Below are 24,814 nucleotides of genomic sequence, written 5' to 3' on the forward strand. Positions count from 1 at the left end.
ATGACTGAAATGAATAATCAAAAAATTGAACTTACTGGTCGTATCGTTACACCTAATGATCCTGATTATAATTCAGCGCGTGAAGAATTCAATACATTCTTCAACAAATTTCCGTTAATCATTGTTTTTGCTCAAAATACGCAGGATGTAGTAAACGCTGTTCGCTGGTCAAGGCTACATAACGTTCCTATACGCATGCGCTCTGGACGTCATAATTATGAGGCATTATCCGTCAGTAATGCTGGTCTTGTAATTGATGTAAGTGAAATGAAACAATTAGAAATAGATCACAATAATGGAACTGTAACTATCGGGACTGGATGGAGAAATATTTCTTTAATTGAAACACTTGCAGCTGAAGGGTTAGTTGTGCCGAGTGGTGTTTGTCCTACTCCCGGGATTGCAGGTGTTACTTTAGGTGGCGGACATAGTATTCTCTCTCGTCCGTTTGGATTAACTCTCGATCATTTACTTGAATTAGAAATGGTAGACGCGAATGGTTGTATAATACGCGCTAACGCCAAGTGTAACTCCGATCTCTATTGGGCTTCGCGCGGTGCTGGTGGTGGTAACTTTGGAATATGTACTTCGTTTAAGTTTCGAACACATAAAATTAATACGGTAGGATTTGCAGAAATAAGCTGGGGGATATCAGATTTAAAACCTGTATTAACCTCTTGGCAAGAATATACGCTACCTTGCGCTAATAAACGATTTACAACTACTCTTTTTATGTCTGCAGGATTAGAACCATCATTATTAATGCAAGGTGTATTTCTCGGTTCTGTACAAGAATTGCAGTCGCTACTACAGCCATTACTAGAAGCTGGTTCACCAATGCAAGTAACTATCGAAGAAATACCATGGGCAGAAGCAGCAGCGAAAATAGCTGAAAAGCAACCTGCAACACCTTTACCATTTAAAAGTGTTGGTCCATATGTATATGAACTATTACCAGAAGAAGGACTATCCATTATCGATCACTTTATTAATAATGCACCTCCTTTTTCCACCACCTCCGTATTTTTCCACGGATTAGGCGGTGCTGTTGCTGAGGTGCCAAATGAGGCAACTGCTTACTTTTACCGAAAAGCACTATCAAACATGTCAATATTCGCTACTTGGGAGCAACCAGAAGGTGCCGCTGGAAGTATTCGATGGGTTGAAGGCTTCCGCTTAGCGATGCTTCCATTTACAAAAGGTGTCTACGTTAATACGCCTGACCTATCCATTAAAAATTGGCCAGATGCATACTTCAGTTGCAACTTTGACCGATTAATGGAAGTAAAAGCGAAATATGATCCGAAAAATATTTTTAACTTTCCGCAAAGTATTCCGCTTTTTTAACTGTTTGAATTTTTTTCCAAACCGCTAAGTAAACATTCATTTTATATTGTTTACTTAGCAGTTTAGTATAAAGACTCTTTTGTTTACATAATAATATTACAGATTATAAGATATTACTTTTTTACTTCTCTTTTTACTTATAATGACTCTTCCTATATTAAAAGCAAAAGCGATAAAAAAGATAATACTACCCATTAGAAATACTTCATTATAACTACGAATAATTCCTTGCTTATATTTCTCCTTTAATTGCTTGTAAATCTTGCTCTCTCCATCAGTTTTTAATAATATCTGTTGTTTTTTATTTATGGCTTGCAATACTTGTTCCCTTTCTAAATTTGACAAATCACTTTTTTTAATTGCGGTCACTACTTCCCTATTTACTTTCTCTTTTTCAACTAACAACTGATGATTCAGAAACATCACGAGTATCGCTACTCCAACAATACTTCCAACTGTTCTAGAAATATTACATATACTTGCAGCAACACCTGACTTTTCAATCGGCACACTTAAAACCGCTATTGTTGTATATGGCGCTAATGTGCAACCAGTTCCAATCCCAACGATTATTAATCGCCAAATATAATCCCATGTAGTAAAGTTTGAATCTATTTGACTAAATAAATATGATGATAAAATAAATGTTAGTAGCCCCATGCTACCTACTAATGAACTTCCCCGCTTCGCTGCAATTGGTGTTACTATTGCTGTAACAAGCATTGAAACAATCGCTAGCGTGCTAATTATTAAACCTGACTGTAATTCAGACATACCTCCTACTTGGACAAAATAAAAAGCAAGTATAAACAAAAAGTTCATTAATCCCATTCCAACAAAAAATAAAGAAAAATTTGCGATTGAAAATTCTTTATTTGTGAATAACTTTAATGGCAACATTGGATTTTTACTTTTCTTTTGAATGATAAAAAATAATATAAAACCTATGAGTGAGAGCATAAAAAGAAGTATTAAGCTTATCGTGCTTAAATGATTTGTATTTAATTGTATGAGTGCATATACAAGTAAGCATAGTGCAGATGCAGAAGTAATCATACCTGCCCAATCTATTTTAGAGCTTGCAGCATGATCATATGATTCCTTAATACAAAGAATCACGAAGATGAAAGATAAAATACCAACTGGTATATTAATAAAAAACACCCAACTCCAATTTAATTTGTCAGTTAAAACACCTCCAAGTGAAGGGCCAATTGCCGCTGCTAATCCCCCAAAAGCTCCCATGATGCCTCCTATCATACCTTGTTTCTCTCTCGGTACTAAATTAAGGCCTAGTGGCATAGCAACTGGTACGATAACTGCGGCGGAAATTCCTTGTATTATCCTAAAAGCTACTAATGTATGAAAAGAAGTGGCTATACCACACATAAACGAACTAACAGAAAATCCCAATAAACCAATAATATACAGCTTCTTGCGACCAAACTGATCCGCCAAACGTGCTGCAATTAATAAACACGATACAAAGGCAACATTATAACTATTAGCAACCCAAGAAATTGTATCAATTGAAGTATGAAATGTCTTTGTCATTTCTGGTAATGTGATATTCACAATATTTGAATCTAAAATCGCCATAAAAAAGCCTGCAATTAAAGCTATTAATGCAAATGTATTCCTCATTTCTGCCACCCTTATTCGTTTTATTGATTTAAAATGCCACTCACAAATAAATTTACACATGTCTCTATATACTCTTCTAATTGAATTTCTTCTTCTGATATACTTACATTCATAATGTATAAAAACAATTGTCCATAAAACATATTCGCTACCAAACGGTAATTACAGGTAGAAATGTGTCCCTTCTCACCAAGTTGCTTTAAATATTTTTCTAAGTGATTCACTAGATGTGAATTCAACTCATGTAGTAATGCTTTCATTTCACTATTTTGTCTTGATTCTATTAGCGCAGCCCAAATATAATTTAGCTTTGGCAAATTGATTTGAATGTATGTTTCCGCCACTTTCGTCAAGTCCTTATGTAAATCACCAGTAAATTGCTCTTCTATTTCCTCTAACAATGCCACTGGTGTCGTCCGTAAAATAATGCTCTCCCTAAAAAGATTTTCCTTATTTTTAAAATTACGAAATATCGTTAACTCGCTTACCCCTGCTTTTTCTGCTACTTCACGAATTGTTGTCGCTGTATATCCTTTTTCACCAAACAATAACGTAGCAGCTTCCATAACTTTTTCTCGCGCTGTTAATTTACCCATCTTTATTCCTCCATTCAATATGTAAGTAAGTGATTACTAACATATTACCATAAATGAATAATGAAAGTAACTAGTTACTTTCATTATTTTCATTAACTATTCAATCATCGAAAGTAAAACGTTCTCAAGCTCTTTTTTAGACAGCATACTATCATTTATATACACTTGATATGCATTTCTCCCTTCCCTTGCTGGCACAACTATTTTCATAGCCCTTACATTCGATTCTTTATACTCACCGAATGTAACGTCATAGCCATTTAATTTATATTTCTTTATATCTCCAGTAAAATCAGGCCTTCTTTCAGATGGTTTATCAAATGGTCTATCAATAAAGTAATCTTTATATTCTCCTTCAACAATTTCTAATTGATGAATTGTAAAACCTTTTTGTACAACTTCTACTAATTCACTTCGTGTTTCTTTATGTAAAATAGCTTCATCCATTATGTAAGGCCGATCTTGTTCATACATTTTCTTCTTTTCAAAGATTCGAAATCGTCGCCACGATTTACGACGCCAATCCTGTACTTCCTTGACAACTAGTCCATGTAACCAAAAACGAAATGAACGATTTATATCATAGTTTGTTATGGACTTCCACATATTGATGTACACTTCATTAACTATATCGTCTACATCTTGGTTTTGACTTCCTACTAAAAATACTACTGTTCTATAAATATCTTTACATGTATATTCATAAATAATCTGAAAGGCTTCTTGGTCCCCAGACCCCATTTTATATAGCCATTCCTTTAATTGTACTTCATCCAAAGCTCCGTTCCCCTCTCATGATCCTTCACACTATATTCGCTCGTTTTTCACAAAAGGTTCATTTTACATGAAAATTTATTTATTACAATAAAAATATAAGGTATATTTTTATGAAAAGGAGGAATTCAAGAATGAATACAGAGGATAAAATTTACGCTGAAAAAGTGTTAAAAAATCTCTTTATCGGATCACAAGTTGATGGATTACAATTTGGTATTTCTTCAGGCGCTATAAAGATTCAATTTACAAACTTTCACGACTCCGTTGATTATGACGAGCAATTATATATCAATATCGAATCAAAATGGTGTTTATTTAATAAACCTCAAAAAAGATACCCATTAAATGAAGATGAATTTGAAGTTTATTCTGAGGAAGAAGAATATGAAAGAATATTTAAGATAAGAAGACAAAAAGTTACCGATATACAACTTGGCTTAGAAAGCCCTCATTTAATTATTACATTAGATAGTGGACAAATTATTTTTTTAAATGGTTTTCATGATTATTATGAATGTTGGCATGCTGGTGTCCTATGTGAGCAATGGCTTGTAGTCGCTGCACCTGGGAATGAAATCGCCACTTGGGCTCCTGATGCGTTTATCGATAAGTAAACTGTCTTCACGAAGAAGAAACGAAGATATTTTATGAAGTACTATACTAATGAACTACATAATCATTTCTATTACACGTAAACAAAATGACCATTTTGCTTTAATAGAACTCACTTTATTAAAGTTGAAAGGATGATAATGATGGCATGTGTCCATGATTTTGGAATAATTGACGAATTTAATTCTCAAAAAAGTTACAATGATTATACACCAGAGAAATATCATTGTATTTCTGTTAATGATGATATTATCAGTAGTTTAAATCAAAATTTATCAATTATGAAAACTTACTTTCATACAGTCAAAAATCAGGAATACGGTTTAGCTTATTGTGGTATTACAATTATCCCTCCTGAATCTTTAGCAATTTTCTATGAAACAGTTACATCTTCAAAGTTCTTCAGAAAATCTGATGAGCTGAATGAGTTAGCTTCAAAAATTGTACAAGCTGCAGCAGAACAGAAGTACATGATCCATTATGGGGTTTAAATGTAATTCAAAAAATGCTTAGGATTTCTCCGAAGCATTTTTTGTATGTTACTAATACATTTATTCCTTAACCATTTAGTCAATGCTTGAGCCTATGGTCCCTTCTTTTACAAGTGAGGGCGCCCCTATTAATCTAAATAAGCGTCTCATTTCCAATCTTCCAGCTAAACCATCTCCCATGCCCTTCTGTTTCTCCAACCGTTTCACGATATTCGTTTCCGTTAATATAATAATCAATATGAAGGTCACGATCCCACATGTTATTATACAGGTGGAATACATCACGTTTTGCGCCAATTTCTTGTATTTGTTTTTCTAACTTATGTTTTACTTGTTCTTGTATTTGATTTGCGACGTGTGTATGGAAAATACAAATAACAGCTTCTTCACTTATTTGTTCAATAATAGATGATAATAGCTCTACACCGTCTCCTTCTATTAATTGGACAGATTCATTTTTCACTAAAGATGCAGCTTGATCAAACATCTCAAGCCTTTCTTTATGCTCTGGCCAAATTAAAGCACGTAACCATAAATAATCTTCCTCATCATGTAAATCATTCACATGTAAGTCCAGTCCGATTCTTTCTACGACAGATGGGCTTTCTTTTAGAAAATGCGGTACATTCTCCCCTCTTATTTCAGAAGTTACATGCACATTTGAATTTATATTTCCGTACATTTCATCCGTCCCGTACGAATAACAATATTGGTCCCAGAACAGTTGCAACCCAGAACTTGTCCCAATTTCAATTAACGCTAACGGCTTCTTCACTTTGTTAAATATGTAGCAGAAACTTGGGTATAAGTATGCGCACCGTCTTACTTCATTTGTTTGAACGAGTTTCGTTTGTAACAAAGTAATGATTTCTTCTCGGTACTCTTTACAGAAATCTTTAAAATGATTAAAAGCTTTATCTAAATTTGTATCAGCATTTTCAACTAAACTACTATAATACGTTTTTAAATGATGTTCTTTCCCTGCTAGCAATAAATAATGTACTGCACCTAATAGTAAGTTTGGGACTGGTTGACCTACCTGAGCATAGGACGATAGTGTAAGTACTTCCTCATCTTCAGCAATTTTCATTGATAAATATTCATATAAATCACTTGACCCTTTACATTCCTTTATTGAAAAGTTTCGAAATAAGCTTGAAATTTGTTCTTTTGTACACATTAGAGTCCCTCCTTTTTTTTTCAGAATAATCTTACCATTACAGAAAGAATAATCCCATAAAAAGGTACTCGATTTAGTCACTTAAGGATACGTAAGCTTTTTCGAGATAATTTCAAACTGTAATTTTTTTCTATTTATCACCTTAAAAGAGCTTGTTAAATAAGATTTTTAGCGAATAAAACGTTAAATAGTTTAAAATTATCAGATAACACTAGATATTTTAGTCTATTAATTATTATAATAGAGTATGAGATGGTTATATAATTGAGACAAAAAAGGTATACACCTAGGTGGGGCCTAGGCGGTGTTTCTCTTTTACGGCTTAGACATAGAAAACACCTACACTTTTTTGCCAATATAGGGGATGGAGAGATTATCATGAGCAACATGCAGCAAAAAACAGACGTTATCTTAATTGGTGCAGGAATTATGAGTGCAACGTTAGGCTCATTACTAAAAGAATTAGCACCAGAATGGGAAATTAAAGTTTTTGAAAAACTCGCAAGTGCCGGGGAAGAAAGCTCTAACGAATGGAATAATGCAGGTACTGGGCATTCTGCGCTATGCGAACTGAACTATACTTCCGAAAAAGCTGACGGATCTATAGATATTAGTAAGGCTGTAAAAGTGAATGAGCAATTCCAGCTTTCAAGACAATTTTGGGCATATCTTGTAAAGAGCAAATTAATTCGTAATCCACAAGATTTTATTATGCCACTACCTCATATGAGTTTAGTACAAGGGGAAAAAAATGTTGAGTTTCTAAAAAACCGTTTTGAAGCGCTTTCAAAAAATCCACTGTTTCAAGGAATGGAATTTTCTGATGCTCCTGAAACATTAAAAAAATGGCTTCCACTCATTATGGAAGGTCGCACATCTAATGAACCGATGGCGGCAACGAAGATTGACTCTGGAACAGATGTTAACTTCGGTGCATTAACACGTATGTTGTTTGATTACTTAAAAACAAAAAATGTCGAGCTAAACTACAAGCATAGTGTCGAAAATATTAAGCGCACGAAAAATGGTTTGTGGGAAGTAAAAGTACACGATATGAATAGTGGTAAAATTGAGCATCATACTGCTAAATTTGTCTTTATTGGCGGCGGTGGCGGTAGCCTACCTCTACTCCAAAAGACTGGTATCCCTGAATCAAAGCATATCGGTGGCTTCCCAGTAAGTGGACTATTTATGGTATGTAAAAACCAAAAAGTTGTAGAGCAGCATCATGCGAAAGTGTACGGTAAAGCTAAAGTTGGCGCTCCGCCAATGTCTGTACCTCATCTAGATACGAGATATATAGACAATAAAAAAGCTTTACTGTTTGGACCATTCGCAGGCTTCTCACCTAAATTCTTAAAAACTGGCTCAAATCTTGACTTAATCGGTTCTGTAAAACCGAATAATGTCTTAACGATGTTAGCCGCTGGTGTAAAAGAAATGGGACTTACAAAATACTTAATTCAGCAAGTTATGTTATCACATGAAAAACGTATGGAAGAATTACGCGAATTCATTCCGAACGCGAAAAGTGAAGATTGGGATATTGTAGTTGCTGGACAACGTGTACAAGTAATTAAAGATACTGATGCTGGCGGTAAAGGAACACTTCAATTTGGTACAGAAGTAGTAAGTGCAGCTGACGGCTCAATCGCCGCATTACTAGGCGCATCACCAGGTGCTTCTACTGCTGTTCACGTCATGCTTGAAGTATTAGAAAAATGTTTCCCAAGCCGCATGGTAGAATGGGAAGAAAAAATAAAAGAAATGATTCCTTCATATGGCATTTCACTAACTGAAAATCCAAGATTGTTCCAAGATCTTCACACTTCTACTGGTCGTACACTTGGATTAAACGAAAAAGAAACTGTTCATAATTAATGCAGAAATAAAAAAACGTCCGATATATTCGGACGTTTTTTTGTCTACTAAAAATTATACTTATCAATATTATCTTTCGTAAATACAACTCGTTCTGGTAATACGATAATTCCGTTCCCTTCTGCCTCATAATCATATCCTTGAATGGAGTTTGGCTCTACTTTCACTTTTCCAATTCCTTTTACTTCGAAGCTATCCCCTACTTTTAACTTCTTCCCTTTTACAACAATTTCATTTGCTACATACGTTGCGAGAGCACCTTGTTGTTTTACATCCCATAAACCAAATTGTTGTACTGTTCCTCGTTTTACATAATCACGCATAACGTTCGGTGTAGAAAATCCAGTTACCACTACTTTTTTATCCATTTTTAAGTTTTCAGCTGCCTGCGCCATTGCTGGGAGTGCTGTTGCATCTGGACAAATAACTGCGTTAATATCTGGATACGTTTTTAATATGTTCTCCCCTACGGATAAAGATTTTTGTGCATTATTTTCACCATACTGCGTCGTTACAATTTCCCAGTTCGGATATTTCTTTTTAATAATTTCTTTCGCTTTCGTTACCCATTGGTTTTGATCCGTTACTGTCGGGCTAGAATAAAAGAATGCTACTTTTCCTTTATCTCCAATTTGCTTAGAAGTCATTTCTATTAATAAGTTAGCAAGTTGGTCTGGTGTTCCTTGGCTTATATAAAAAGAACGATCTTTCGGATTCACATCAGAATCCCATGTTAAGACGGTCATTCCTTTTTTCTTAGCACGTTGTAGTGATTGCGATAAACCATCAACTGATGTAGAGGAAACCATAAGTGCATCATAGTTTTGGTTAATAAAATTATTTATATACTTTACTTGCCCTGATACACTCGCTTCAGACGGCCCATCATATTTCACTTGTACGCCTAGCTTCTCTCCCATCTCCTTTGCTCCTTCACCTCCCGATGTGAAGAAACCAACTCCTGTTAATTTCGGAATAAATGCAAATTTCACATCATCAGCCTTTTTCTTATCTGCCGTTTGGCTAGAACACGCAATTAAACCGATTAAACAAATACATACAATCAATACAATCCCTAGTTTTCTCTTCATGACATTTCCCCCTTATGCAAACTCTGTCTTTTCCCCGCTAAAAATTGATGTAATTTGAAATGTCTCATAATAACTGAAAGAATAAGGATAATACCTATTACTACATTGGATTGTTCATTTGTTAAACCCGTCATTTGCAAGCCATACTGCATGAGCCCAATGAAAATACTCGCCAGTACAGTACCGAAAATACTTCCTTTTCCACCTGTAATAAGTGTCCCGCCTAATACAACTGCTGTAATAATTGGTAATATTGTTTCGCTTCCTATATCAGCACGTGCAGAACCGAAATATGCAGTTAAGAAAGCTCCTCCTAATCCACCTCCTAACCCAGAAAGTATGTAAGCAATGATTACTACTTTCTTCGTCTTAATCCCGGTGTATTTTGCTGCATTTTCATTCGCGCCTGTTAATTTTACGTGGCGCCCATATATCGTTCGGTGAAACAAAATCGTGCATACAATTGTTAATAAAATAAGTAGCCATAATAAATTGGGTATTCCTATAAAACTACCATTTGCTAGTTGTACATAAGTATCAGGTAAGCCGCTTATCCCTTCATATCCAGAAGCACCTGCCCCTCCTGAAATGACGAGTGCAATTCCTCCGTATAAAAACATCGTTCCGAGTGTAACGACTAGTGGTTCTACATCTGTCAATTTTATAATAAGCCCATTTAAAGCTCCTGCTAAGCAACTGACTATAAGTGCCATTATTACTGCTAGTAAAATATGAATTCCATTCATCCAAAACACACCAATTAAAATCGAGGTTAGCCCCATAATTGATCCTACAGATACGTCAATTCCTCCTGTTACAATAACGAAAGTCATTGGAATTGCCGCGATTGCTATGAATAGAAAATCATTTGTACTAAAAAGGAGATTACTAATATTTAAGAAATTGCTGTTTATAAAACTAAAGAGAATGAATTCTATAAGAAGTAATATGATTAACACACCTTCCCATCTGTAAAAATACTTCATAGATTCATTCTCCTTTCTGCTTTCCACTTCTTCATGACGCTATCTAATATGATAATAAGTAATAGTAAAAAACCTGAAATAGCATTATTCCAAAATGCTGGTATTTTTAAAAAGATAAGTGAACTGCTTATCACTTCTAAAAACAATGCTCCTAGTGCAGCTCCAAATATAGAACCTGTTCCTCCTTTTAGATGAATTCCTCCTAGCACAGCAGCTGCAATCACCTGTAGTTCCATTCCTGTACCAGTTTGATTTGGAACGAACCCAATATTCATAACAAATATGCAACCAGCGAGCGCAGCGCTTATGCCTGAAATCATAAACGCATATATCTTCACTTTATTAACAGGTATACCAATAAGCCTCGCGCCATCTTCATTATCACCTACCGCATAAAAGTATCTTCCCAATGGCACTTCTCTTAAAAAAAAGTATAGTAGTAGTAAAATAATAAGAACGAACCATACAGTTATAGGTAAACCAAGAATGATGATAGATGACAGCTGCTTAAAATCGTTTGGAATATCTTCAATCCACTTCCCGCCTGTGAAAATTAACATTGCACCTCTAACAATTCCTAACATGCCTAATGTCATAATAATGGCTGGTACCCGAAACTTCGCAACTCCAATACCATTTACGAAACCGATAATGGCCCCAAGTATAATAACTACAAATATCGACAAGAATGCACTATACCCATTCGTTAACATCATTCCGCAAACTGCTGCACTTAATCCCATGCTTGAACCAACTGATACATCTATATTTTTCGTAAATAAGACGAACGATTGACCGATTGCTAGCACGACTAAAATAACGCTTGATTTCATCAGTAAAGATAACGAGGTAAATTGAATAAAACTAGGGTTTATCATCCCTACAATAGCTATATAAATTAGTAGTAACATTATGATAGACGTTTCGTGCCTTTTATACATACGTTTCATTCCGTTACACCTCCGTATGCAAGGCGTGTAACTTCATTCACACTCAGTTGTTCTTTTTCCATATGAGAAACAAATCGCCCATTTCTCATTACATATACACGGTTTACTAATTGGATAATTTCTTCAACATCTGAAGAGATTAATAAAATTGCGAGTCCTTCCCTTTTCATTTTTTTTATCGTCTCATACACTTCAAGCCTTGCTTTCGCATCAATTCCGCGAGTCGGCTCATCAAGAATAATAATTTTAGGATTACATGCAAGATACTTCGCAAGCACGACCTTCTGCTGATTACCTCCTGATAAAGATGCCAATTCTTTATTCATATTCTGTACAACAATTCGGAACTGTTCTATAAACGAATTAACTAAAGCGCTTTCTTTTTCTTGATTTATAAAAAAGCGATTATTTTGATATAAACTTGCTGCTGCAATATTTTCTTTAACAGAAGCAATTGAGAAAATTCCATTCCTCGCCCTATCCTCTGGCACATAAACTAGTCCTTCGTCTAGCCTTTTATGCAAAGAACACGTATCAATTGATTTTCCCCCCAATAAGATAGACCCTGATTTTATAGTTTTCAATCCAAATATCGCTTCTGCTAATTCCGTTCTGCCAGATCCTATAATGCCAGCAACACCTACAACCTCACCCGCATGTACAGTGAATGATATATTTTCGAATGCGTGACCATTTATATCAACCACTTCTAATATTTTTTTCGTCTTTGCTGTCTCTTGAACTACTTCTATTTTCTCTTTCTGTTTATATCCTTTTGGCAATAGTCCCTCCATCAGCATGTCATATGTATAGTCACATACATCACCTTGGCTTACAACCATTCCATCACGTAGTATTGCTACTTTGTTGGCAATTTCAAAGATTTCTGGAAAACGATGCGTAATATAAATCATCCCAATTCCTTTTTCTTGTAAACTTTTCATCAACACAAAAAGACTCTTAATTTCGTGTGTTGTTAATGTCGATGTTGGCTCATCTAGAATAAGAATCTCAGCTTCTCTTATTAATCCTCTAACGATTTCTACTAACTGTTGTTGCGCAATAGATAACGATTCTCCCTGTTCATTAAGATCAATATCCCAACTTAAACTGTCAATTAATTGCTGAACTTTTACTTTAAGCTTCTTTCTATTCCCCTTTAATCCAATACATATATTTTCTTCAATGGTCATATGCGGAAAAATGAGCGGTTCTTGTGGTATTAAATAAATCCCTTCTTGGTGTGCTTCTTTTGGATTTGCAAACTGCTGTCTCTTTCCTTTCACATACATTTCTCCACTATCATACGAATATAACCCCGTTAATATTTTCATTAATGTCGATTTCCCGGCGCCATTTCCACCAACTAAAGCGTATATATCACCATGCTCTACTTGTAAGTTCACTTCCTTTAGCACAAGTTGATTCGAAAACGCCTTACTCATTTTCTTCACTTGTAATAAGGGCACATTCTCCACATGATGTCACCTGCCTTTACCCAGAACATTTTTTGAGAAAATGATTATTTGTTCTACTTGTTTTGTAGCATTGTATATTCCTTTTTTTATATCTAGAACACTTTTTTCTACGTACTATTAATCGTTTCAACTGGAATAAACAAAATATATGGTACATATGTTTAAGCTGTGGTCAATTGTTGAAAGGGATGAAGAGTATGTCACAGCTGAACTTTGAAGAAAATTTATTAACTAAAGTAGCTTGGTACTATTATAAAGACCAATTAACACAACAGGAGATCGCGTCACTTCTTCATATTTCAAGAAATAAAGTCGTCCGGTTATTAGATAAGGCACGCAGTGAAGGTATCGTTACATTTCACGTAAAAGGAACCGGTTTGCATTGCTTGAGCATTGAACGTGACTTAATGAAAAAGTTCCACTTAAAAGATGCTTTCATTATCCCTACTCCAATAAACAATTATGCTACTTCTCTCGGAAAAGCCGCTGCACAATATTTAGAGACTCATCTCCAACAAGGTGATTTACTCGGCATCGGCTGGGGTGAAACGATAAGTAAAATGCTAGAAAACATTCATTTTGAAAGTTCTATTAATCTTTCATTCGTAACGCTAACAGGCGGAGTAAACCACTATCTTTCAAGAAAACAAAACTATTTACACTACATGCAAGGTGATCTTCATATTATTCCTACTCCTTTTCTAGCATCTTCTACTGAAATGGCACGAAGTATTTTATCAGAACCAAGTGTGAAAGATATGCTTCATGTCGCTTCACTTGCACATACAGCAGTTGTCGGTATTGGCGGGTTATCTCAAGACGCTACAATTGTAAAAGAAGAAAAATTAACGCTACGTGAAATGACATATATTCGAAGTCAAAACGGGGCGGGCGATATTTTAGGACAGTTTTATAATACGAATGGTGAGTTATTAGAGCTCTCGCATCATAATCGTCTAATTGGCACACCACTTATGATTCTTCGCAACATGAAGCATGTCATTGGTGTGGCTGGAGGTACACAAAAGATAGATGCCATTTATGGGGCTTTAAAAGGGAAATTTATTCATACATTAATTACTGATGAAGAAACTGCGCTCTCCTTATTAAGAAAGGAAGGTGATTCTTAATGTCTACTTTATTAGCTTTCGATGCTGGTACAGGAAGCATTCGAGCTGTTCTTTTTGATTTACATGGCAATCAAATTGCAGTAAGCCAAAAGGAATGGGTTCATAAAACTGATCCTCGTTACCCCGGTTCTATGAATTTTGATGTAAAAGAAAACTGGCAACTTGTACAACAGTGTACGAAAGAAGTTCTGCAAAAAAGTAATATACTTCCCTCTTCTATTCAAGCTATTAGCGCTACAAGTATGCGAGAAGGTTTTGTTTTATATGATAAAAATGGGCAAGAAATATGGGCATGTGCAAATGTTGATGGCCGTGCATCCGCTGAAGTTAGTGAGCTAAAAGAAATCCGCTCACATCTTGAAGAAGATTTATACAGAAAATCTGGGCAAACTTTTTCATTGGGTGCTTTACCACGTCTACTTTGGATTAAAAAACATGAACCAGACGTCTACAACAATATTCACTCCTTTACAATGTTAAATGATTGGATTTTGTATAAATTAAGCGGCGTACTGCAAATCGATCCTTCCAACGGTTGTACGTCTGGAATCTTTGATTTACAAAATAGAAATTGGGATAACAATGTCGCTAAAGAGTGTGGTATATCTTTGCCATTTTCACCAAAAGTAAATGAAGCTGGCACTGTGATTGGTAATGTTACAAAAGAGTGTGCAGCACTAACTGGTTTACTTGAAGGAATTCCTGTCGTCGCTGGCGGCGGTGATGCTCAAATGGCAGCACTCGGGACTGGAGTCGTAAAACCAAATCAAACTTTAATATGCGGCGGCAGCTTTTGGCAACAGGAAGTGAATATTACAGAGTCAACAACGGATCCAAATGCGGCAATTCGAGTAAATTGTCACGTCGTTCCGAACCTTTGGCAATATGAAACGATTGCCTTTTTCCCTGGCCTCGTTATGCGTTGGTTTCGAGACGCTTTTTGCCAAGAAGAAAAAAAGCTCGCTGAAAAACTCGGTTTAGACGCTTATGAATTATTAGAAGAACAAGCGAAAGACGTACCTGTCGGTTCATATGGTATTATCCCTACTTTTTCAAACGTTATGAACTACATTTCTTGGCGTCATGCCGCACCTTCATTCTTAAATTTAAGTTTAGACGCTGACAAATGCGGAAAAAAAGAAATGTTCCGTGCTATTGAAGAAAATGCAGCCTTCATTACACTTGGAAACTTAAAATTAATAAAAAATCTAACTGGCACATTCCCTTCTGAAGTTATTTTTGCTGGCGGTGCCGCTAAAGGAAAACTATGGCCACAAATTCTATCAGACGTACTCGGTATTCCTGTAAAAGTACCTGTTGTGAAAGAAGCAGCTGCTTTAGGAACTGCGATTGCTGCTGGAGTTGGTGCTGGCATATATTCATCTATGGAAGAAACTGCCGAAGAGTTTGTACAGTGGGAGCAAACATTCGAACCAGTTACTGAAAATCACGAACTATATAAAGAGTTCTATGAAACATGGAAAACTGTATATGACAGTCAGCTCGCTTTAGCTGATAAAGGGCTCACCTCACATATGTGGATTGCGCCTGGTGCACTGTAACACATTACATAAAGGAGTGAACTGTATGTTAAAAGCGAATGAAAATGACTTCTCCTATCGCTTCGGTGATAACGGGCCGAAATATTTAATACAAGGTCCAAATATTGATCTTGGCCTTGTTGTCATTCAACCGGGCCAGGAGTTTCAAAACCATTATCATACGACGTGCGAAGAGGTCTTTTATGCATTAGAAGGTGAAATAGATTTCTATGTGAATAATGAAAGAGTTCCAATTAAACAAGGTGATGTCCTGCAAGTTCGTCCTCATGAATCTCACTATCTTATTAACCATTCTGACAAACCTTTTAAAGCTGTTTTTATTAAGTCACCACATTTACCAAATAAAGATACTGTACAAACGGAAAATCCAACATTAACGAAGGAGTGATTTGGAATGACTTGGGGATTTAAAAATCGATTAAATACAATTTTACCTGATGGCAGAGCGGTAATGTTAGCAATAGATCACGGTTATTTCTTAGGACCAATTCACGGACTAGAACAACCACTTGAAACAGTTAAAAACTTACTTCCTTACACGGATTCTCTCTTTTTAACGCGTGGTGTACTTAGCTCCTGTATTCCTGAAAACTGCAGCACACCGATGGTTATGCGTGTATCTGGCGGTGCTACTGTCGTCGGTAAAGATTTAGCGAATGAAACAATTGTTACACCTGTAAAAGAAGCAGTGAAGCAAAACGCAATTGGCGTTGGCGTTTCTGTTTTTGTCGGATCAGACTATGAAACACAAACTGTTACAAATCTCGCAAATGTAGTCTCTGAAGCTCACGATTACGGCCTACCTGTACTCGGCATTACCGCAGTCGCAAAAGAATTACAAAAACGTGAAGCTCGCTTTCTAGCACTTGCTTCCCGCGTATGTGTTGAAATGGGTGCTGATATTATTAAAACGTATTACTGCGAAGGATTCGAAAAAATAACGAGCACATGCCCTGCCCCAGTCGTCATCGCGGGCGGCCCAAAACTAGATTCAATTGAAGACGCATTAAACATTACGTACAATGCGCTGCAAGAAGGCGCAATTGGAGTAGACATGGGCCGAAACATATGGCAATCCGAGCATCCAGCTGCGATGATTCAAGCAATACATGGCATTGTAAAAAATGGATTGAATGTGAAAGAGGCACTTGAACTTTATGATGATGTGAAGAATTAAAGTAAAAAAGACAGACTATTTATTAGTCTGTCTTTTTTACTTTACAGTGAAACTTTCTTAATCCGTCTTCTAATATGATACATATTTAAATTTTATACACCTTCAAATGATTACTCTTGATGATTACTATTAAGCTTTGAAACTTTCTTATCTTCTCTATAATCAAGACAAGACACTTCAATTAATAAGCCATTAAATACTGTAAAATAAAAACCATAACTACTACCTCTCATCGAATAAGGTTCCTTGTCTATTTCAATGCCGCCGGCTACTAAACGATTATATGCTTGATCCACTTCACTTGATGTATCCACTAAAAAACCAATATGAAAAGCTTCCGGATACGTAACTTCCTTATTCCCTTTAAATGCTTTTGGATCACTTAGTACAAGTATAAAACCACTCTCATCACTCATGACTACAAGTGCTTTCCCTTTTTGCTCCAAAAATTGAAAATCAAAAAATGTTTCAAAGAAATGTCTCGCTTCCGATAAATCATCAACACATAAATTTAAATGATTCAGCTTCATGTACTCATCTCCTTTTAAACTGAGGGTATATGGATTCATTTTTTTCATAACACTTAAATATGTAAGGGAAAATATTCAAGCGTTCCGTCTAAGACTATGCTTTATAAGTCTAATATTTTTTTCTATAGCCTAGAACGTTTTTTAAATGAATGAAAGATTTCCTATCATTCCCATCCCCCCCAGTAATAAAAAAGAGGATACATGTTTGCTTCTACAACATGTATCCTCTACTTATATATTACGACTGTTGATAAGCCGATTTCGATGATTTCACATAATAAACCGCATGATCCACATTAATAATATGATCTGGCTTTGGTTTACCACGTCCCGCTCTATGTCCAGCTAAGTGTTCTTCACTTGTTTCCCAGTTTTTCCATGCTTCTTCAGATTCCCAGCGAATCATAACGACTACTTCTTCGTCTCCTCGTCTTACTTTTTTCACAAGAACGCTCAAGTCGATAAAGCCTTCAAATTTTTCAATTATACCTTCTCCAGTAAAACGTTCTACAACTATATTTGATGTACCTTCTTTTACTGTAAATGTTTTCGTTTCGATAAACATATATCCCACTCCCTCTTTGTAATACGAATACTAGTATTCTTCTATTATAATTGATTATGATAATTATTTTCAATTGTAAAGTTTTAATTTTTTGAATTATGCTGATTTCTTTTCTATCGCCTCATCTAAAAATTTGAAATATGGAAGTAACATTCCTATTAAAGAAGTGACACATATAATTGCACCGATAATTAAATATAGCGCTCTTACTCCCCACATTTCACTCAATATTCCCCCTACTAACACACCTAATGGCATAGCGGATCGTATGAAAAATAAACGCACTGAAAATACTTGTCCTATCATATTATTTGGGACGATTTGTTGGCATATTGTTGTGTTATGAACATTGAAAAATGCAATACAAATCCCTGCTATTACTTCAATTAGTATTGCAATGATAATACTATGATTGAACCCTAGCGAAATGTATGTGAGTCCCCCTATAAACAATCCCCCAAGCATAAGTATACGCCGGCTTTTATATGTTACTTTTCCGACTAATACTGAGCCAATTACGTAGCCAAGTGGAAAACCTGCCATAAAATAGCCGTACTCTGCATATCCCGCTAACAGCTCGTCTTTTATATAAGGAAGATTTGTGACCATCGTTACCCCTACTCCAAACTGCACGAAAGTAAGAAATATACCGAGCCAAACGATGATTGGTTTTGTAAAAAAATATGTAAAACCTTGAAGAAATTGTTCTAGCCACGTTTTTCGTATATCTGTTGTAGTTCTCTTTTCTTTTATATAAAGTAAGAAAGCACCACTAACAAATAGACAAATACATACGAAAGATAATGTAAGTTCTGTTCCAATGAAATGAATGACTACTCCGCCTAATACTGGCGCAAGAAACATCATGAGACGAGTCATTCCATCAATATACGCATTTGCGTCTTGAAGTTGTCCTTGACTTACAATGCTCGGTGTAATTGCTTGACTTGCAGGTGTATAAAGAGGTGTAATAAGTCCCACTACAATTTGAACAACATAAATGTGCCAAACTTCTATACTACCTGTAACTAGCATCACCAAAGGTAATAAGAATACGGACGCCCGTATCCATTGTGAAAAAATCATAATCCACTTCCGGCTCCATTTATCAATAAATGGGCCACTTATTAATTGCAGTATGAGTGATGGGATGAAATATAATAGCCACATACTACTTAAAGCCATTTCCGATCCTGTTAACTCATATACTAGAATTGAATTACATAACGTTCCGAAAGCCCCTCCTAATTCAGAGATTGCACTACCAATCCACATGAAAAAGAACGAACGATTTTTCAATATATTTTTCAATTTCACACACCAACTTTTCTTTTATATTCCTCCCTTTATGTACATTCTCGTTGTTAATTATCTATTCAAAAACATATCTAATTCTTTCGCTAAAGACTGTACTGCTTTCTTTCTTAATACATATTTTCCGTCATGTATATCAACTAACTTCGCTGCACGTAACAATTTCAAATGATGGTGTACAGTCGATTTACCAAGCTGTAATCTTTCCGTTATTTCCTGTAATGTACGTTCTTTTTCAAATAACATTTTTACAATTCGCAATCTCGCCTCATCCCCAAGAGCCTTATGTTTTTGAACTAAAAAATAATTCGGTTCATACGGATCTTCAGGATGAATGCTTTCATTTGCAACTGGATAATGAAATACTTTCGTATCATCAATATCTGCTTCAATATTCCACGGTCTGTACGTCATTTGCGGAATAAGAAGTACGTGATGAACACTTGGCTCTGGCATATAGTTCACTCCGCCAGTCGCCCACTCGACAAACTCTTCCGGCTTCATCTTTTTATTCATTTCATTTTTCGCTTCATAATCTCGTTTTAATATAGAAAGTATTTGTTCTTCCTCTCTTTTAATAACACTCTCATACCAACCTGTCATAACAGCGATTAAATGCGATTTCAGCACTTGTACATCTACATTACATATAAAGCTAATATAAGTAGAAAAAAACTGATGATTATCTGTTAGTTCCTTTAGTTCGTGTATTGCACATACAACTCCCGTTGCAGCTAAACGTCTTTTCTCTTCATACTTCTCTCCTAAAAACGGTAAACATATAAATTTCAAATCTTCTTCTGAAAATGAATCAATTTTAAAATTAAACTGCGATAAATCTTGAAAATCCTCTTCATACAATAACTGGAGTAATGCTTTCCACGTATTATGTTCTTCTACAAACTGTAAGTGTTCTCTCATTTCTTCTGTTAATGCTTTCTTAATTTCTTCCCATTCACTTTGAGTCTTTTCAAGAGTATCAATTAACCTTTTATGAGTAATCGCTGCAATGCCAAGTGCACATTCGAAAAGTATCGAATATTTCACCTGAACGTTGTATGTTTCCCTTTTTCTGCTCGTTATGTGATAGACCTCCATTTTTATCCCCTCCTTGTTTGCTATATAACATATTCTATTTTTATCGAATTTTACCTTCTATATTTTTAGAACCGTTTTGCAACTTTAAAAAAACTTTAATCAATGAGCAAACAGAAAAAGGTTTATACTCTTTTCATTCTGACTCAATGAAAGCCTTGATTATTAAATATCATATTAAAAATGAGATTTTTTAATGGCTCAATTATACGTTGTATTTCACTCTCTTGTTCAACTATAGAGAAGGTTTATTGAAGAGAAAAGCGAACGCTTCAAGTACATGATGCCTTACAATCTTCATTAACCGCCCTTCAAGAAGCAGAACTAGATCAACTAAGTCCTTCTCTACCAGTTTGGCAACAATATATGAATATCCTTTTGCATGATGCTTATCATACAGGACAAATTATACAGCTTCGGAAACTTCAAGGTTCATGGCCAACTCACCGTTCTTATTTATAAAGTGAAATTTTAATCAGCTCTTACCAATCGGGATTTTGCGGGCAGCCCATCCCCACTTCACTTCTTTGCTTTCCCTGAATTTTGAGGTAAAAGTCTTACTGCCCGTTAATCCGGGATAAACGATGTTTAAAATCGCATACGTTTAATATCCAACAAAACAATTGAAAACAACTAATTGTTCGATAATTACTGCGATTGCTCAAAATAAAGCAAATTAAAATACATTGATTCCTAACATAACTTACATGCTTCATAACTTCTAATCATAATCCAAATTTGGAAGAATAGATGCTTTTTTATATACAAATAATAAGCCTCAAGGAGTTGTTGACATGCATTTCATATTGAATATGTTAGGGATTTTCGTTGTCATATTAATCGTTTTCTTATGTTCGCCTAATAAAAAACATATAAAATGGAGACCAATTGTAATTCTCATCCTATTGGAGCTTTTTATTACATGGTTTATGTTAGGCACAAAGCTTGGCAGTATTATCATTAATAAAATTGCGTCATTTTTCAGTTGGCTACTAGCATGTGCGAATGAAGGTATTCGATTTGCATTTCCTTCAGCTATGGAAAGTCAGCACATTGATTTCTTCTTTAGTGCGTTACTTCCTATCATTTTTGTTATTACTTTTTTCGATATTCTATCTTATTTCGGAATCTTAACTTGGATTATTGATAAAGTAGGTGCAGTTATTTCAAAGATTTCTCGTTTACCAAAGTTAGAAAGTTTCTTTTCGATTCAAATGATGTTTTTAGGAAACACCGAAGCACTTGCGGTTGTTCGTGATCAATTATCTGTGTTAAAAGAAAATCGATTATTAACTTTTGGAATTATGAGTATGAGTAGCGTTAGCGGATCCATTCTTGGCGCTTATTTATCAATGGTGCCAGCAACATATATTTTCAGCGCCATTCCATTAAATTGTATTAACGCATTAATTTTAGCCAATGTATTAAATCCTGTGGAAGTTTCGAAAGAAGAAGACGTTGTTTACACACCTTCAAAACATGAAAAAAAGGATTTCTTTTCTACTATTTCAAACAGTATGTTAGTTGGGATGAATATGGTTATCGTTATTTTAGCTATGGTAATTGGTTATGTAGCTTTAACAGCATGTTTAAATGGGATTTTAGGATTTTTTGTAACGGGGTTAACAATTCAAAAAATCTTCTCCATTATCTTTAGTCCTTTTGCATTTTTACTCGGTTTATCAGGCAGTGATGCTATGTATGTAGCTGAATTAATGGGGATCAAAATAACGACGAATGAATTTGTTGCAATGATGGATTTAAAATCAAACTTAAAGTCGTTACAACCGCATACGGTTGCGGTTGCAACGACATTTCTAGCTTCTTTTGCTAACTTTAGTACAGTAGGTATGATTTACGGAACTTACAATTCATTATTTGGCGGAGAAAAATCATCAGTCATCGGTAAAAATGTTTGGAAGCTTCTTGTTAGCGGGATGGCTGTTTCTTTATTAAGTGCTATGCTCGTTGGGCTATTTGTATGGTAAATAATTTTTATAATAAAAGACACCCAAGCCAATTGAGTGTCTTTTATTATTATTTTCGAATTTGCCCATTTCCACGAATCACATATTTTGTAGAAGTTAATGCTGGAAGCCCCATTGGTCCTCTTACGTGTAACTTTTGTGTACTGATACCAATTTCCGCTCCGAATCCAAATTCGGATCCATCTGTAAAACGAGTCGATGCATTATGATAAAGTGCCGCGGCATCTACAGAAGTAAAAAACTTGCTGACGTTTTCCTCGTTTTCAGTAATAATCGCTTCAGAATGCATAGATCCATACGTATTTATATGATGAATCGCTTCTTCAACAGTGGAAACCACTTTCACTGCTAGTGTGAGAGATAAAAACTCAGTTTCCCAGTCTTCTTCTGTCGCAAGTAAGATAGAAGGATCAATCGCCACTGCTTTATTATTACCACGTAGCTCCACTCCTCTTTCCTTCAAGGAAGAAAACAACTCGCTACCATATTGCTCTGCCCAATTCTCATGAAGTACAATCGTCTCAATTGCATTACATACAGATGGACGCTGCGTTTTTGCGTTTATAATAATATTAAACGCCATTTGTTTATCTGCTGTTTCATCAATGAATATATGACAATTTCCCGCACCTGTTTCAAGTACTGGAACAGACGCTTCTCTCACTACTGTATCAATTAATTGTTTACCGCCTCTTGGTATAAGAACATCCAAGTACTCGTTCAATGTAAACAACTGTTTTGCACTATCTCTCGTTGTATCTTCTATGAGCTGTACACTTTCTGAAGGCAAGCTAGTTTGCTTAAGCGCCCGGTGAATAACGCTAACGATAGCTTTGTTAGAATGTATAGCAGAAGAACTACCACGTAGTATTACTGCGTTTCCTGTTTTTAAACAAATTGTAGCAGCATCAACAGTTACATTCGGTCTTGCCTCATAAATCATTCCGACAACACCAAGTGGTACGCGCATCTCCTGAATAGATAGTCCATTTGGTCGTTCCCATGCACTTACACATTCTCCAATAGGATCACGTAATTCAATTAACTGCTTAATACCCTCTGTCATATCAACAATTCGTTGTTCATTCAGCAAAAGGCGATCAAGGAGTGAATGAGAAAATCCTTTCTCCTTACCTTCTTCAATATCCCGTTTGTTTTCTTCTAAAATATAAGCTGTTTCTACTATCAGCTGATTAGCAATTGCAGCAAGTGCTTCATTTTTTTGATCTGTAGTTTTAAGCACAAGTTCTCTAGCAACCTCTTTTGCTTTTATCCCCTTTGCCAACACTTCATTCATTTTTATTTCCTCCTTTTTAAAGTGAAACCCAATGATCCCTATGGATGACTTCATAACTATGTCTCTCGCCTCTTACTTGAATATCTTGGCTTTGCATACCTTTTACATCTCTTAGTTCCTCTGCACTATATGTGCATTGTCCTTTTCCTATTACGCGCCCTTGTTGCGTTACAACCTCTACAACTTCACCCACTTGGAAAAATCCTGATACATTCGTAACACCAGCTGGAAGTAAACTCTTCCCATGCTGAATGATGGCAGTAGCTGCCCCAGCATCTACTTCAATTTGTCCGCTAACAAGCGAATGCAAGGCAATCCATTGCTTGTTCATCTTCATTTCTTTTTGAGGAGCATTACCAACATACGTTCCATCACCCTTACCCTTCAAAACATCTACAAACTTTTCCTGTCCACGTCCTGTTCCGATAAATACACTCACACCAAGAGAGAGTGCTGTCTTTGCAGCATCGATTTTTGATTTCATACCGCCAGTCCCAAGTTTTGAGCCTGCATCTCCTGCAAGAGAAGAAATTTCTTCCGTAACTTCAGGAAGAAAATAATATTTTTTTGCATCCGCATTTTTCTGAGGATTTTTGTCATATAACCCGTTCACATCCGTAAAGATCATAAGCATATCCGCCGAAACAAGCCCGCTTACTAAAGCTGACAGCATATCATTATCACCGAACGTTAGCTCCTCTAAAGAGATGGAATCATTTTCATTAATAATTGGAAGAGCGGAACGGTTTAATAATTCTCCTAACGTAGCGTAAGCATTACTATATTGTTCTTTTCTAGAAAAATCACTTCTCGTCAGCAAAAGTTGCGCAGTAACGATGCCATATTTACGGAATTCCTCCGTGTACGCCTGCATTAACAAACTTTGTCCGACAGCTGCTGCAGCCTGTTTCCCTTTAATCGTTACAGGTCTGCTAGGATATCCTAGCGCTGAAAAACCTGCAGCGACGGCTCCAGATGTAATTAACACAACCTCGTGCCCATCTTCTTTCAACCGAGCCAATGCGGCAACGTGATCTGAAAGCTGTTCTGTAGAGATGCCTCCATGACTATCTGCCAAGGAACTACTCCCAATCTTTACAACAATTCGTTGTTTTTTCACTTT

Annotated in this window: 22 protein-coding genes and 2 pseudogenes; 10 read left to right on the top strand and 14 right to left on the bottom strand. The window is 35.8% G+C overall.

Features of this window, described 5'->3' with window-relative positions; all coding sequences use genetic code 11:
* The first annotated feature begins 9 nt into the window (after nucleotides 1-9).
* On the top strand, nucleotides 10-1,347 hold the full coding sequence (locus BHV55_RS14680; protein WP_048567556.1) for an FAD-binding oxidoreductase: 1,338 nt from the start codon (nucleotides 10-12) through the stop codon (nucleotides 1,345-1,347).
* Between the two features lie 96 nt (nucleotides 1,348-1,443).
* Here BHV55_RS14680 and BHV55_RS14685 read toward each other — a convergent pair whose 3' ends face one another.
* The 3 genes and pseudogenes from BHV55_RS14685 to BHV55_RS27495 all read right to left on the bottom strand — a co-directional run.
* Complete coding sequence (locus BHV55_RS14685) at nucleotides 1,444-2,991, bottom strand: MFS transporter (protein WP_048567555.1); 1,548 nt, start codon at nucleotides 2,989-2,991, stop codon at nucleotides 1,444-1,446.
* A gap of 20 nt (nucleotides 2,992-3,011) precedes the next feature.
* A complete protein-coding gene (locus tag BHV55_RS14690; RefSeq protein ID WP_048558456.1) occupies nucleotides 3,012-3,587 on the bottom strand; it encodes a TetR/AcrR family transcriptional regulator in 576 nt (191 codons plus the stop codon).
* Between the two features lie 327 nt (nucleotides 3,588-3,914).
* A pseudogene (locus BHV55_RS27495) lies at nucleotides 3,915-4,364 on the bottom strand (sigma factor); the annotation flags it as partial.
* Between the two features lie 131 nt (nucleotides 4,365-4,495).
* Here BHV55_RS27495 and BHV55_RS14700 point away from each other — a divergent pair.
* Nucleotides 4,496-4,978: a hypothetical protein gene (locus tag BHV55_RS14700; protein ID WP_070757957.1), complete on the top strand. Its 483-nt coding sequence runs from the start codon at nucleotides 4,496-4,498 to the stop codon at nucleotides 4,976-4,978.
* A gap of 138 nt (nucleotides 4,979-5,116) precedes the next feature.
* The gene (locus tag BHV55_RS14705; protein WP_002152719.1) at nucleotides 5,117-5,467 is read left to right on the top strand and encodes a hypothetical protein; all 351 of its coding nucleotides are present in this window, start codon (nucleotides 5,117-5,119) and stop codon (nucleotides 5,465-5,467) included.
* Nucleotides 5,468-5,600: 133 nt separating this feature from the next.
* Here the strand turns inward: BHV55_RS14705 and BHV55_RS14710 are convergent, their stop codons facing one another.
* Complete coding sequence (locus BHV55_RS14710; RefSeq protein ID WP_070757959.1) at nucleotides 5,601-6,647, bottom strand: DUF2332 domain-containing protein; 1,047 nt, start codon at nucleotides 6,645-6,647, stop codon at nucleotides 5,601-5,603.
* Nucleotides 6,648-7,025: 378 nt separating this feature from the next.
* Here BHV55_RS14710 and BHV55_RS14715 point away from each other — a divergent pair, with 378 nt between their 5' ends.
* Nucleotides 7,026-8,528, top strand: a complete 1,503-nt coding sequence (locus tag BHV55_RS14715) for a malate:quinone oxidoreductase (protein ID WP_000069138.1) — start codon at nucleotides 7,026-7,028, stop codon at nucleotides 8,526-8,528.
* Nucleotides 8,529-8,575: 47 nt separating this feature from the next.
* On the opposite strand, the gene lsrB is transcribed toward BHV55_RS14715, so the two are convergent.
* From lsrB to BHV55_RS14735, 4 genes are read right to left on the bottom strand one after another with little or no spacing between them, the layout of a single operon-like run.
* Complete coding sequence (gene lsrB / locus BHV55_RS14720) at nucleotides 8,576-9,619, bottom strand: autoinducer 2 ABC transporter substrate-binding protein LsrB (RefSeq protein WP_000823656.1); 1,044 nt, start codon at nucleotides 9,617-9,619, stop codon at nucleotides 8,576-8,578.
* The gene (locus BHV55_RS14725; protein WP_000873530.1) at nucleotides 9,616-10,605 is read right to left on the bottom strand and encodes an ABC transporter permease; all 990 of its coding nucleotides are present in this window, start codon (nucleotides 10,603-10,605) and stop codon (nucleotides 9,616-9,618) included. Before BHV55_RS14725 ends, lsrB begins: the two co-directional genes overlap by 4 nt.
* Entirely contained in the window at nucleotides 10,602-11,555 is a 954-nt protein-coding gene (locus tag BHV55_RS14730; protein ID WP_070757961.1) for an ABC transporter permease subunit, read from the bottom strand. The genes BHV55_RS14725 and BHV55_RS14730 overlap by 4 nt, the downstream gene beginning before the upstream one ends.
* Nucleotides 11,552-13,033, bottom strand: a complete 1,482-nt coding sequence (locus BHV55_RS14735) for a sugar ABC transporter ATP-binding protein (protein WP_000432630.1) — start codon at nucleotides 13,031-13,033, stop codon at nucleotides 11,552-11,554. The genes BHV55_RS14730 and BHV55_RS14735 overlap by 4 nt, the downstream gene beginning before the upstream one ends.
* Nucleotides 13,034-13,212: 179 nt before the next feature.
* On the opposite strand from BHV55_RS14735, the gene BHV55_RS14740 reads away from it, so the two are divergent.
* Genes BHV55_RS14740 through lsrF form a run of 4 tightly spaced genes read left to right on the top strand, consistent with a single transcriptional unit; the run spans nucleotide 13,213 to nucleotide 16,902 of the window.
* Nucleotides 13,213-14,163, top strand: a complete 951-nt coding sequence (locus tag BHV55_RS14740; protein ID WP_002005323.1) for a sugar-binding transcriptional regulator — start codon at nucleotides 13,213-13,215, stop codon at nucleotides 14,161-14,163.
* Complete coding sequence (gene lsrK / locus BHV55_RS14745; protein ID WP_070757963.1) at nucleotides 14,163-15,725, top strand: autoinducer-2 kinase; 1,563 nt, start codon at nucleotides 14,163-14,165, stop codon at nucleotides 15,723-15,725. Before BHV55_RS14740 ends, lsrK begins: the two co-directional genes overlap by 1 nt.
* Nucleotides 15,726-15,750: 25 nt before the next feature.
* The gene (locus tag BHV55_RS14750; RefSeq protein WP_000909986.1) at nucleotides 15,751-16,113 is read left to right on the top strand and encodes a cupin domain-containing protein; all 363 of its coding nucleotides are present in this window, start codon (nucleotides 15,751-15,753) and stop codon (nucleotides 16,111-16,113) included.
* Between the two features lie 6 nt (nucleotides 16,114-16,119).
* Entirely contained in the window at nucleotides 16,120-16,902 is a 783-nt protein-coding gene (lsrF, locus tag BHV55_RS14755) for a 3-hydroxy-5-phosphonooxypentane-2,4-dione thiolase (protein ID WP_000219782.1), read from the top strand.
* 110 nt (nucleotides 16,903-17,012) lie between these two features.
* Here the strand turns inward: lsrF and BHV55_RS14760 are convergent, their stop codons facing one another.
* The 4 genes from BHV55_RS14760 to BHV55_RS14775 all read right to left on the bottom strand — a co-directional run bounded on the left by BHV55_RS14760 (nucleotide 17,013) and on the right by BHV55_RS14775 (nucleotide 20,409).
* Nucleotides 17,013-17,432 carry a VOC family protein gene (locus BHV55_RS14760; protein WP_000773087.1) on the bottom strand — a complete coding sequence of 140 codons (420 nt, stop codon included), beginning with the start codon at nucleotides 17,430-17,432 and terminating at the stop codon, nucleotides 17,013-17,015.
* A 238-nt stretch (nucleotides 17,433-17,670) separates the two neighbouring features.
* Nucleotides 17,671-17,997 carry a heme-degrading monooxygenase HmoA gene (hmoA, locus tag BHV55_RS14765; RefSeq protein WP_000469498.1) on the bottom strand — a complete coding sequence of 109 codons (327 nt, stop codon included), beginning with the start codon at nucleotides 17,995-17,997 and terminating at the stop codon, nucleotides 17,671-17,673.
* A 96-nt stretch (nucleotides 17,998-18,093) separates the two neighbouring features.
* Nucleotides 18,094-19,314, bottom strand: a complete 1,221-nt coding sequence (locus BHV55_RS14770; protein WP_083320230.1) for an MFS transporter — start codon at nucleotides 19,312-19,314, stop codon at nucleotides 18,094-18,096.
* A 51-nt stretch (nucleotides 19,315-19,365) separates the two neighbouring features.
* Complete coding sequence (locus tag BHV55_RS14775; RefSeq protein WP_000454579.1) at nucleotides 19,366-20,409, bottom strand: ArsR/SmtB family transcription factor; 1,044 nt, start codon at nucleotides 20,407-20,409, stop codon at nucleotides 19,366-19,368.
* A gap of 258 nt (nucleotides 20,410-20,667) precedes the next feature.
* Here BHV55_RS14775 and BHV55_RS14780 point away from each other — a divergent pair.
* Together BHV55_RS14780 and BHV55_RS14785 are read left to right on the top strand one after the other, a co-directional pair.
* Nucleotides 20,668-20,868, top strand: a pseudogene (locus BHV55_RS14780) (DinB family protein); the annotation flags it as partial.
* Nucleotides 20,869-21,200: 332 nt separating this feature from the next.
* Nucleotides 21,201-22,394 (top strand): NupC/NupG family nucleoside CNT transporter, encoded by a 1,194-nt coding sequence (locus BHV55_RS14785; RefSeq protein WP_000545484.1) that lies wholly within the window; start codon nucleotides 21,201-21,203, stop codon nucleotides 22,392-22,394.
* A gap of 49 nt (nucleotides 22,395-22,443) precedes the next feature.
* Here the strand turns inward: BHV55_RS14785 and BHV55_RS14790 are convergent, their stop codons facing one another.
* Complete coding sequence (locus tag BHV55_RS14790; protein WP_070757965.1) at nucleotides 22,444-23,691, bottom strand: glutamate-5-semialdehyde dehydrogenase; 1,248 nt, start codon at nucleotides 23,689-23,691, stop codon at nucleotides 22,444-22,446.
* Nucleotides 23,692-23,707: 16 nt separating this feature from the next.
* Nucleotides 23,708-24,811, bottom strand: coding sequence for a glutamate 5-kinase (gene proB / locus BHV55_RS14795; protein WP_000744736.1), 1,104 nt, complete (start codon nucleotides 24,809-24,811; stop codon nucleotides 23,708-23,710).
* Nucleotides 24,812-24,814: the final 3 nt, after the last annotated feature.

Source organism: Bacillus sp. RZ2MS9, from assembly GCF_001816185.2.
GTDB lineage: Bacteria > Bacillota > Bacilli > Bacillales > Bacillaceae_G > Bacillus_A > Bacillus_A cereus.